General features: G+C 51.5%; 10 protein-coding genes. 6 read left to right on the forward strand and 4 right to left on the reverse strand.

Translation table 11 applies throughout. The features are described 5' to 3' along the window. Nucleotide 1: 1 nt before the first annotated feature. The 4 genes from RDM37_RS03495 to glmS form a co-directional block, all read right to left on the reverse strand. Nucleotides 2–1,246, reverse strand: a complete 1,245-nt coding sequence (locus tag RDM37_RS03495) for a methylaspartate ammonia-lyase (protein ID WP_025884375.1) — start codon at nucleotides 1,244–1,246, stop codon at nucleotides 2–4. 84 nt (nucleotides 1,247–1,330) lie between these two features. After that, entirely contained in the window at nucleotides 1,331–2,779 is a 1,449-nt protein-coding gene (locus tag RDM37_RS03500; RefSeq protein ID WP_308555037.1) for a methylaspartate mutase subunit E, read from the reverse strand. A gap of 47 nt (nucleotides 2,780–2,826) precedes the next feature. Then, a complete protein-coding gene (gene glmL / locus RDM37_RS03505) occupies nucleotides 2,827–4,212 on the reverse strand; it encodes a methylaspartate mutase accessory protein GlmL (protein WP_308555039.1) in 1,386 nt (461 codons plus the stop codon). An 8-nt stretch (nucleotides 4,213–4,220) separates the two neighbouring features. Further along, nucleotides 4,221–4,634: a methylaspartate mutase subunit S gene (gene glmS, locus RDM37_RS03510; RefSeq protein WP_297114073.1), complete on the reverse strand. Its 414-nt coding sequence runs from the start codon at nucleotides 4,632–4,634 to the stop codon at nucleotides 4,221–4,223. 659 nt (nucleotides 4,635–5,293) lie between these two features. Here glmS and RDM37_RS03515 point away from each other — a divergent pair. The 6 genes from RDM37_RS03515 to RDM37_RS03540 all read left to right on the forward strand — a co-directional run bounded on the left by RDM37_RS03515 (nucleotide 5,294) and on the right by RDM37_RS03540 (nucleotide 11,657). Next, the gene (locus RDM37_RS03515; RefSeq protein ID WP_308555041.1) at nucleotides 5,294–5,935 is read left to right on the forward strand and encodes a hypothetical protein; all 642 of its coding nucleotides are present in this window, start codon (nucleotides 5,294–5,296) and stop codon (nucleotides 5,933–5,935) included. Between the two features lie 189 nt (nucleotides 5,936–6,124). Beyond that, entirely contained in the window at nucleotides 6,125–6,973 is an 849-nt protein-coding gene (locus RDM37_RS03520; protein WP_308555043.1) for a DUF3822 family protein, read from the forward strand. Nucleotides 6,974–6,986: 13 nt separating this feature from the next. Then, the gene (locus RDM37_RS03525) at nucleotides 6,987–7,547 is read left to right on the forward strand and encodes an RsmD family RNA methyltransferase (RefSeq protein ID WP_308555045.1); all 561 of its coding nucleotides are present in this window, start codon (nucleotides 6,987–6,989) and stop codon (nucleotides 7,545–7,547) included. Nucleotides 7,548–7,549: 2 nt separating this feature from the next. Beyond that, entirely contained in the window at nucleotides 7,550–8,545 is a 996-nt protein-coding gene (dusB, locus tag RDM37_RS03530) for a tRNA dihydrouridine synthase DusB (protein WP_308555047.1), read from the forward strand. A gap of 14 nt (nucleotides 8,546–8,559) precedes the next feature. Further along, nucleotides 8,560–9,759, forward strand: coding sequence for a leucine-rich repeat domain-containing protein (locus RDM37_RS03535; protein ID WP_308555049.1), 1,200 nt, complete (start codon nucleotides 8,560–8,562; stop codon nucleotides 9,757–9,759). A 410-nt stretch (nucleotides 9,760–10,169) separates the two neighbouring features. Next, the gene (locus RDM37_RS03540) at nucleotides 10,170–11,657 is read left to right on the forward strand and encodes a leucine-rich repeat domain-containing protein (RefSeq protein WP_308555050.1); all 1,488 of its coding nucleotides are present in this window, start codon (nucleotides 10,170–10,172) and stop codon (nucleotides 11,655–11,657) included. Nucleotides 11,658–11,778: the final 121 nt, after the last annotated feature.

Genomic DNA, 11,778 nt, shown 5'->3' on the forward strand with positions numbered 1-11,778 from the left:
TCTATTTCAGCACATCCTTGAGAGCGAGTACACGGCTCATCTCGTTGAAGATGATCATGTATCCCTCATCAACACCCATACCAGGCTTAGCGAGGCACTGGCAGGGAGAGGTAGCCATAGCGATGTTGGCACAAACCTCTGCTGAGCGGTTGGTCTCATTGCAAGTACCACCCAGATAAGCGCGCATGTTGTGCTGCTTGCAGTAGAGGACAGCCTCGATAGCATTGTTGACACCACCGAGGTCAGGCGTCTTGATCTGAACCATGTGTCCAGCCTTGCGCTCAGAGAAGGCGATGATATCCTCGAGCGTGTTGCACCACTCGTCAGCGACGATCTGGCACTTAGAGCCCTTGGCATCAAGTAGCTCACGGATCTTAGCCAAAGCCTCGATCTGTGGCTCACGACCGTCCATATCTACAGGACCCTCGACACGAAGCTCGAAGGGAGCAACGATCTCAGAGAGTTCGTTCAGATAGTCAGCGATGCGCTGGAAGTCGTTGTTGAAGACGATGCTCAGCGTACCATATACGTCGATATGGATAGCGGGCTGGTAGTTGGGGTTCTGACGCTTCGTGACGATACGGTCGCGGAGCCACTGGAGGTACTCCTTGATTTTCTCGCCCTTGAGGCCTACCTTGGTCTCTACATTATTAAAGAGAGCGTGTGGCAGTACGCCCACCTCCTTCATGATCATCTTATCGACGTTGAGATAGCGGTCATCGCCACTCTGCGAGAAGATGGGGACCATCGTGTCTGATATCTTCGTACCATACTCATCAGCGACGACCTGCGCCATGAGCTTGTGCTGGCTCTTAGCGACAGCGTCTAGACAAGCCTGTGTGACACCGTAGCGGATTGCCGTGTGGTACTTCTTGCCGTCTGCATTGACATGCTTGTCAACGAGGTCTGCCATCTTACGGAACGTGGTTATCTCCTTGCCCTCATAGAGCGGAGCGATCTCCTTCATGATGACTGGGATAAAGTTCTCAGCGAGGAACAGTGGATCACGCCCACCGGCCCCTGAGTATTGTACAGCTGCACAGTCACCATGAGCTATAGAGCCATCCTCTAGGATAAAGAGGACAGAGATGGACTCACCTGCCTGACGTACAGACGTAAAGCCTGGAGTTACGGGGTCGCCAGAGTAAAAGGCTCCATCGTTTTTAGCGCCCTTCTTGATGGCCTTCTGGTCGTCAAAGAAGAATCCTGTCTTGCCTGGGGCACAGACTACCTTCTTGATCTTCATATTACTTGGATTTATTGGATTATTAGAATTGATTGCTAGAAAGAGTGCTACCCCCACAGGGATAGCACTATTATAGATTAATGCTTACGGTCTGCCGACGAGGAAGCCCTTGCCAATGGCGTAGACATCGTCGATAACCATCTGGAAGCTCACGGGACGGTTCTCGAAGCGTGAGCGCTCCTCAAGTCTCTCACGGTGGAATGCCTTGAGATCCTCCGTAAAGGGCAGATGACCCGTGTCGAGGATACGTACGGCACCATTATCATCACGAGCAGGTAGTACCTTGCCCGCATTGTAGCGACTAGGCGCAAAGGGGATGTCCAGCACGCCTGCCTCAAAGGCAGCAACCGTACCGACAGCTAGATCGCCCTTGCCCAGCTCGAAGACCTTATCGAGGATACACTTCGTCTCTCGAACGATCACGTCAGACTCCTGCTCTACCACAGGAATGTCTATGAGTGACTGGTCACGAAGCATAGAGATAACCTGCTTGGTAGCACGTAGTCCAGCGGCGTTTGCCTCCTTGGTGGGGACACCCATCGCCTCGTGCGGAGTCTTGACAATAACCTTGGTAGCCTTCGCTAGAGCTGCCGTAGCTGAGCCCCAGGAGATGACGCCAAAGGCCTTTGCCTCGTCCTGTGGGAAGCCGCCCATCCACTGGTGGAAGACGGTCGTGACACGTACATCATCGTAGCCGTACTCCTTGAGATAGCTATTGGTCAACTCACGGAGCGAGCGAATAGCTGCGACATCCTGGATGACATTACCGCACTGACCATAGCCCACGGTGATATCCTTGACACCCTGCTCAGCAGCGAGTAGCGTCTCGATGACGGCCACAGCGTTGGAGATACAGGGTGGAATGAGCGTACCGGTCAGAGGGCCGAAGGGCTCACGGTTGATGCTCACGCCAGCCTCCTCATACATACCTACGAGGCGGTCCGTGTACTGCCAGTACATGATCGTCTTCTCGAGAGAGAAGTTCTTAGAGTAAGGGATATTGTACGAGATACCGCCACCCTCATAAGAGGTAAAGCCTCCAGCGATAGAGATCTCTGTAAGAAGACGTGCGTCAGGCGTACCGTGGCGCACCTGTACTGGGTTCTTGAGTGCAGAGGTGACCGTACGGCAGATCTTGGTACCGTAGTTGACGATCGGGAAGCCGTTGAGCATAGATCGTCCCGACTCTTTACTCTTGATGATACCATTCTCAGCCTCGTGATAGCGGTTGAGACGTGTGTAGCTATCGACCGTCGAGGGGAGCAGATCAGCACCGCCCTCCTCTTCTAGAAACTGCAAGAGCTTGATATGCTCCGTGTATAGTGCCACACCAGCACGAGGCTGTATGAGCGTACGCCCCTCAGCGTCTGCTTGAGCAAGTTTACGGCCGAAGATCTTCTCCTCGGGAATTGATTTTTGAAATTCGACAGCCTCTTCAAAGTTGACATCTTTGCCCGTAGGCCATGAGGCGAGAACCTCCTTACGCTCCTTGTAGAAGGTATCGTTGTCTATTCGCTTATTCCTAAGTTCCATGTGATAGGGGAATCTGTATGAGTGATTGAGTCTTTTGTATGTCTATATTATATAGGTAGTACCTCTCGCTGCAAGATCGTGAGAGCTACCTCGGGAGCTACCTGACTGAGTAGCCCCATGCTCGCTATGATGTAGCGCTTGTCTAGGTAAAACTGCGGCTCCTTGGGCTTCGCATACTCGTATCTCTGAGGGTTAAAGCGACTCCCCGAGAGGATACGAGCTGGGTCAGAGCTATTGATCAGTGCGCCGCCAATGCCAATGAGTCGTGGCACTTGGGTCAAGTCTTTGCCAACGAGGGTAAACATCTCGCCTATCGGCGTGTAGACCTTGCTAATGACGCCCGCATGGCGCTCCACAGCTATGTCTACAGCACTGTATGCCAGAGCCTCCTCGATCACCTGCTCTTGCGAGCCAGGCTCAGCCACTGTGTCAGGACTAGCCGCACAGCGCTCTACCCAGTCAACGATTGCCTCAGGCGTGACCCCGTAAGCTCGTGCTAGAGCCTTGACGTCAGTCTCGTCCTCCAGTGCCTTCAAGCTGTAGCGCATACCGAGGTCACCCTCTACGGTGCGCTTGCTGTAAGGCTCGGGGATGCCTTTGATCAGGACATTGTCCATCGACGGAGCTCCGTCTGTCATCGAGTAAATATCGGTCGTCGCTCCACCTAGATCCACAGCCATCAGGTCGCCCCAGCCAGGGTGCTCCTCGTCAATGCCCTTGCTCAGTAGTTCGCACGCCTTGAGAACCGCAAAGGGGGTCGGGATAATCTCCAGCTCGGCACGCTTCTGCACCTCGCCCAGTCCCTTAGCATCGATGATGCGGCTGATGAAGAGATCCATAATGCACTGACGAGCCGGCAGGATGTTGAGCTGTCCGAACTCGGGCATCACGTTCTCCGTGACGACGCACTTCTTATCGCACTGCGCAAAGATCTCCTCTAGATCATAAGAGGCAGACTTATTACCTGCTGCGACAATTGCGAAGGGTCTATCGATTTCTGCTAGACGACGTGCATTAGCGAGGATTACCTCCTTATTGCCCCCATCGGTACCGCCACACAGGAGTACCAGGTCTGGATTGATCTTATAAATCTCCTCCTGCTCGGCGTGAGAGATCTCATAGGCGTAGGTCTTGACCACCTTAGCACCCGCCGAGGAGGCAGCCATCTTGGCCGCCTTAGAGGTGAGCGAGGGAACCAGTCCCAGTGCTACCATCTTGAGTCCACCAGCCGCACTACTACAAGAGAGGAGGCGATCGTAGTGAGCATCGGGGTGCTGCGTCAGTATCTTCTGCCAGGCATTGTTAAAGCCCTCCAGCACATCAGTCGTGATGGTCGTGAAGGCAGAGGCTGTCGCCACTATCTCCGCACGCGCTACATCTATCAGAGTCAACTTCGTGTAGGTACTACCGAAGTCTACCGTAAGATAGTGCATACTACTATTTATTTATCTGCGAGGATTGAGTCTAGATAAGCGATGGTAGTCTCGATCGGTGTGCCAGGAGGATAAACCTTGGTAAAGCCCATCGCCATAAAGCGAGACTCCACTTCTGCAAAGTCTTGCTTACCAACGACTAGATTGCCTCCGGCAACTAGTGGGATGCCCTTGAGACCAGCCTCGTCGCACTTCTCGCGAAGTCCCTGACAGTCTATCTCGCCGTGTCCATAGAGTGAGGAGACGAGGATAGCATCCGCTTTGGTCTCGAGAGCAGCCTCTATGTACTCTTCCTGAGAGACCATGACACCTAGGTTAACCACTTTGTACCCTGCATTGTTGAGGGCATAGGCAATGATCTTGTTGCCGACAGCATGTGCGTCAGCACCAATCACACCCGTGACTATAGTTTTTTGATTCATAATAGGGGAAATACGTGTACACCACGTTTTTTTTGATGATTGAGCTATAGTACGAGACATAGGAGCCATGGAAAGCCCTTTGGGGGTAAGCCTCCACACCACCTATACCTCTTTACATGGTCTCACTGTTTTGGGGGTGCAGTAAGATCATGTGAGACGACCCCTCGGAAGGGAAAAAAGAGAGTCAATCTTTTTCTCTCACTCGAGACCGCTCCACAAAGGTACTTAATAATTCTGTAATAGCCATTGTGGGGTAAAAAACCGAACGTGGCATAGCCACTTTTTCCCTAAGAGAGAACCATATTATGTAGCCTAGAGAATAGTTCAGGTAACTCATTGCACTCAGAGAGGGAGCTGAGACGATATCCACGTGGAAGTCAGCTTTCTGGAAGGCAAGAGCGTATCGGAGCGTAAGAGGACCTATCCCATTAATGTCCCAACCTTGCACCCCTCCCCAGCACTACGAAATGAACAATCAGCCACAGAATAAGCGAAATTCTAGAGCTGTCACTCCTCAGATATTGCTCTATCTATTGAGAAAAGCGTATATTTGCGCTGTGAAATGGTTTGTCCTCTCTTGATTCGTACTCTTCGGAGGCATCTAAGTCACACATTATCTAATTAGCGTAATCAACACAACAAAACTTATAGGCGATATTATGAGAAAACTAATGACCGTCCTTCTGCTGATAGCAGCAGTTGTCGTAGGCTATCTAGCAGTCATGAGCATCCTAACACCAGAGCGATTCTCCAAGACACGCATTGCTCGTGAGGCACCCATTCAGGTACGTCTGAAAGAGGTGGCACACGTAGAGAAAGCCTTTCATGATGTCTACAACCGCTACGCTCCCGTAGATGAGCTTCGTCAGTTCCTTACTGATGGTAAGGTCTTTTACGTTCGCTCTGAGGGTGACTACACCGATGCTATGCGTGAGGCTGGCATGAATGAGCGTCAGGCCGCTGCTAAGGGGCTGATCGTACGTGACACAGTGTGGGTTAGCGCACGCGACTCTCTGCTCAAGGATGGTATGACCCCTGAGGAGTTTCTACAGGTACCTGGCTTCCCCCAGTCAGTCATAGAGATTGACACAGCATCTATCGCTCAGGAGATCGGTGAGGATGTCGTGATGGTACCCGTATTCCGTACAGCTGTACCTCTCTCTGTCTACCTAGCTGATCAGGATCATAAGCTCCTCAACACAGCTATCAAGGATGCAGAGGCTCGCTACCAAGGCACTGGATATCCTGGACTAGCTCTAGGATCTCTCAAGGAGGTCAAGAACACAGGCAACTGGGAGTAGTCTTAAGACTCCTCCACCCCCTCTACAACTTCGTCTGTAGTAGGGATACTGCTCTACTGATTCAGACAATAAGCTTCAAGTATCTTCTGCTGATCCTTACGCTCTCGACAAAAGAGGTAAACCTCTCGAGAGATAGTTATAGAGATTGGAGCTTGAAGTTTATCGTCTGAATCTTGTATACTTATTACTATGCAGCAACCACCAGCATTCCCTAAAGACACACAGACATCTGCCGTCTCATCGCTCACCCTGCGACTCACTGCAGATGGCTTTGTCTATCTACATGATCTCTCAAGGGAAGAAACAGGGGTGGCTGCACAGGAAGGCTATCACACTAAGGGTCAAAGCCAGTTTGTGCCAGTAGATTGGTCTCGTGTCTCGACTCTGTGGGGAGACATTATCGCACAGCACCCTATCCTCAGTGATCCTGAGGGAGAGGTCCGCGTGCTCTACCCCGCCTCTCATTATGTGGTCATACCGAGCGGCATGAGCGGAGAGCAAGATGTACACTGGTGGCGACTGACGGCGCCTATCTTTGCCGACGAGGAGCAGTACTATAGCGACTCATACGCTCTGGGCGACGGCAAGCCTAGCTTGGCTGTAGGCTTTAGTCACCTACTCAAAGGGTTCCTGCAGCGTAGCTTCGTAGCTTGCCTGTTTACCCCTACGATCTTTCCTTTTGCACAGCGGGTGTTGCGACAGTCGTCGCTTCAGACAGGGCTCTCGCTAGGTGTCGAGCTGGTCGAGGGTGGCTGCGATCTGGTACTATGTCAGTCGGGGAACTTGCTTCGGGCTAATCATTACAGTTGGCCTCGCTACCGCACCTGGCAGCATCATCTCTACCAGGTCCTCTACTTCTTAAGTAAGGTATACCTAGATGGCTCTGTGGATCATGCGGCTCCTGTATCCATCATACTATCCGACGGGACGGCTGGTACTGATAGCTTGGTAGGTGAGCTGCTGCAGGCACTCTACCGACAGTTCACGACTGCCGACTGGGACGTGTCTGTCATGCCGACAGACTACTGGTACGCTTGATTGAGTCATCGCTATGCGCATTATAGCAGGCAAATATGGTCGTCGTCGTCTCTCCCCGCCTAAAGGGCTGACACTTCGCCCCACGACAGATATTGCTAAGGAGGCACTCTTCAACAGCCTCTCAGCTCAATATGACATAGAGGGTATGCGGGTGCTAGATCTCTTTGCGGGCATCGGGAGTATCTCTCTAGAGTTTGTCTCACGGGGAGCAGCCTCGGTGACATCAATCGAAAAGCATCCTAAGCATGCAGCCTTCATCCGGTCGGCCGCTAACACGCTAGACAAGGAGATCCTCTCGACCAAGCAGCTCCTCGTCCTTAACCGCTCGGTAGAGCAGTACTTACGTCAGTACGATGGGGAGCCTTACGACCTGATCTTTGCCGATCCACCCTATAACTTACCGTGGATCAAGGATATACCCGACTTACTCTTTGCCAGTAAAGCGTGGTGTCCTAGCTCTATCTTTGTACTAGAGCACCCCGACACGGTGGACTTTGCTGAGTTTCCTCGCTTCGCTTGGCACAAGTCCTACAGCGCCGTACAGTTTACCTGCTTCGCCCCGACAGAAGAATAGCTATGCAGATAGGCACCCTTGACTTAGGCTCTAGACCGCTACTGCTCGCACCTATGGAGGATGTGAGCGATGCACCCTTTCGCCTGCTCTGTAAGCAGTTTGGTGCTAGCCTCGTCTACACCGAGTTCATCAGTGCCGATGCGCTCGTGCGTTACGTGCCCAGCACGATGCGCAAGATGCGTATAGACCCAGCAGAGCGTCCCGTCGCCATACAGATCTATGGTCGTGATGTGGAGACGATGTGTGAGGCGGCTCGTATCGCCTGCCAACTGGAGCCTGACCTACTCGACCTCAACTTCGGCTGCCCCGTCAAGCGGGTCGCGGGCAAGGGGGCGGGCAGTGGTATGCTTCGTGAACCCGAGCTACTCCTCGAAATCACCGCCGCAGTGGTCACTACGGCTAGTTGCCCCGTGACGGTCAAGACGCGTCTAGGATGGGATCACAACAGTCTTATCATCACCGAGCTGGCACCACGCTTACAAGCTTGTGGCATCGCAGCTCTGACCATCCATGGGCGTACGCGCAGCGATATGTACAAGGGGAGTGCCGACTGGACTTTGATCGGTGCGGTGCGCTCCAATCCTGAGATCCAGATCCCGATCATCGGCAATGGCGATATAACGACAGGCGAGGAGGTGCGGTACGCTTTTGACACTTATGGGGTGGACGGGGTGATGGTCGGACGAGCAGCTATCGGACAGCCATGGATCTTTGGCGAAATGCGCGCAGCCGTCGACCCGACCTTTACCGCTCCTCAGCTAACCTCCCAGCAACAGCTGGAGATCCTCAAAGAGATCGTTCACAAGAATATCGAGAAGCTGGACGAGCGCAAAGGCATCCTGCATAGTCGTCGCCACCTAGCCGCCACACCACTCTTTAAGGGCATCCCCAACTTTCGTGCGCTACGCATAGCAATGCTCCAAGCCCCTACCCTAGCCGACCTGGACGATGTACTAGCGCAGGTAGAGCCTTTGCTCCCCCCCAATTCTAACCTCTAACCTCTAGCTAGACTATGTGCAAACAACTCCGCATCTGGTTCTTCGTGCTCCTCGGCACGCTCTTCACCTCCAGCTCCCTCCTCGCCGAAGGCATCATCACGATGACCACCTCCGAAAGAGTCGGAGAGGAAATCCAACTGATCATCAAGGCAAATGGTAACGTCACCATCGAAGGGGCTCAAGAGACTGGACAAGCGAACGAGTCCGGTTTCAAGCCCTACAGGCTCACTAGCCAAACGATTACCATCCGAGGCGATGTGACAGAGCTTGACTGCCCCTTCAGCGAACTGACCAGCTTGGACGTGTCAAAGAGTGCCGCTTTGGAAATACTTTACTGCAGCGACAATAAGCTGACCAGCTTGGATGTCTCAAAGAACACCGCCTTGACAGAGCTTAACTGCTACAGCAATCAACTGATTAGCTTGGATGTCTCAAAGAACATCGCCTTGAAAGAGCTATACTGTGGAGAGAACCAATTAACCAGCTTGGACGTGTCAAAGAACACTGCTTTGACAATTCTGGACTGCTTTAGCAGCAAACTGACGAGCTTGGACTTGTCAAAGAACACCGCCTTGACAGAGCTTAACTGCTACGGCAATCAACTGCCCAGCTTGGACGTGTCAAAGAACACTGCCTTGACAGAGCTTTACTGCTCCGAAAATCAACTGACCAGCTTGAACGTGTCAAAGAACACCGCCTTGACAAAGCTTGACTGCTCATGGAATCAACTGACGAACTTGGACGTGTCAAAGAACACCGCCTTGACATCGCTCAGCTGCTTCGACAATCAACTGACCAGTTTGAATGTATCAAAGAATAGAGCCTTGACAACGCTTTCTTGTGGAGGCAATCAACTGACGAGCTTGGACTTGTCAAAGAACACCGCCTTGACAGAGCTTAACTGCCCCGACAATCAACTAACCAGCTTGGACGTGTCAAAGAACACTGCCTTGGAGTCTCTTGAATGCTGCATCAATCAACTGACGAGCTTGAACATATCTGGATGTGCTAGATTGGATGCTCTTTATTGCTTCAGTAATTGTATCAATGGCGAGGCTATGACCAAGTTGGTGAATAGTCTTCCCAATCGAAAGGGTATGAGTAGTGGTTCTCTTTGGGTAGTAAGTCGCTTCTCTAAGAAAGGGGATAAAAACAGGTGTAGCGTGGCTGACGTAACTACCGCAAGGAAGAAAAACTGGGAAGTTCAACAATAAGAGTACTCTGACTGGGACTTTAAGCTTCGTTTAATCCGACCCACAAGGGGTCGACCTCCTACCACGTTCGCCTATCCATCGGTCGTTCGGGGACGTAGCCCCTCCGACCGACGGGCACGATGCGTCGGACCTCTAGCGAGGTCTTTTTTTTTTATCAGAACTGTCTGACGTGTAGCCCTTTGTAGGGACGCACGGTCGTGCGTCCGTCCTCGTTAAATCACGATGCTGTAACCTTTGACACAACGGACGCCCTCCGACTCGACACTCATCGTGCGTCCCTACATGGTGACGTCTAACCTCTAATTTCCAATCTCTTGCATACCTCAAAACAAAGGCATAACTTCGCAGAAGACATCACTCACACGGCAGAACCCTCACCGCTCCCCCCACTTCTAATCTCTAACTACACTATGGATAAGCAACTCCGCATCTGGCTCTTTGTGCTCCTCGGCACGCTCTTCACCTCCAGCTCTCTCCTCGCCGAAGGCATCATCACGATGACCACCTCCAAGGCCATCGGAGAGGAGATCTTATTGGGAATCTTGGCCAAAGGCGACATCGCCATCGATGGAGCCCTAGAGACTGGAGAAATGAGCGAGGATGGTTTCAAGTTCTACACGATTAAAAGCCAGACGATTACCATCCGAGGCGATGTGACATCGCTTAATTGCGGGGAGAGCGAACTGACCAGCTTGAATCTGTCTCAGAACACCGCCTTGACATCGCTTGAGTGCTCTTACAACCAACTGACCAGCCTAGACGTGTCAAAGAACACCGCCTTGACAAAGCTTGACTGCTGCTGCAATCAACTGACCAGTTTGAACGTCTCAAAGAACACCGCCTTGACAGAGTTTGACTGCAGCGAGAATCTACTGACCAGCTTGGATCTGTCGCAACACACCGCCTTGACAAAGCTTTGGTGTCAACTCAATCAACTAACCAGCTTGAACGTGTCAAAGAGCACCGCCCTAACAAAGCTTGAGTGTTCCAGCAACCAATTGACCAGCTTGAACGTATCGGGTTGCACCGCCTTGACAAAGCTTTATTGCTTCAGCAATCAACTGACGAGCTTGAATGTATCAAGGAATAGAGCCTTGACAACGCTTTCTTGTGGAGAGAATCAATTGACGAGCTTGGACGTGTCAAAGAACACCGCCTTGACAGAGCTTCGGTGCAGCGAGAATCAACTGACTAACTTGGACGTATCGGGTTGCACCGCCTTGACAAAGCTTTATTGCTTCAGCAATCAACTGACGAGCTTGGACGTGTCAAAGAACACCGCCTTGGAAATGCTTTACTGTAGCGAGAATCAACTGACTAACCTGAACGTCTCTGATTGTACCGCCTTGACAGTTCTTTACTGCAGCGAGAATCTACTGACCAGCTTGGACGTGTCAAAGAACACCTTCTTGACATATCTTTGGTGTTCCAGCAATCAACTGACCAGCTTGAACGTCTCTGATTGTACCGTCTTGACAATGCTTAACTGCAACGAGAATCAACTGACGAGCTTGGAGGTGTCAAAGAACACAATCTTGAAAGAGCTATACTGCTCCAGCAATCAACTGACCAGCTTTGATGTATCCAAGAATACCTTCTTGACAAAGCTTAACTGCTGCTGTAATCAACTGACCAGCTTGAATGTCTCTGGCTGCACCATCTTGACACAACTTGACTGCTTCAACAATCAGATGACCAGTTTGAACATCTCAAAGAACATCTTCTTGACACAGCTTGACTGCAGCGAGAATCTACTGACGAGCTTGGACATATCAAAGAACACCGCCCTAACAAAGCTTGTGTGTTCCAGCAATCAACTGACTAGCTTGGATGTGTCAAAGAACACCGCCTTGACAACAATTGAGTGTGACAACATTCCGCTGACCTCTAACCCCTAACCTCTAATAACATATCTTTACGGGGAAATTCGTCTGATTCCCTCCTTTCTCGAATATCCACGTGGGAAATCTCAAATCTCCACGTGGATATTTTTTATTTTCCACGTGGGCGTCATTCATT

The sequence above is a fragment of the uncultured Porphyromonas sp. genome, assembly GCF_902489635.1.
Lineage (GTDB): Bacteria > Bacteroidota > Bacteroidia > Bacteroidales > Porphyromonadaceae > Porphyromonas.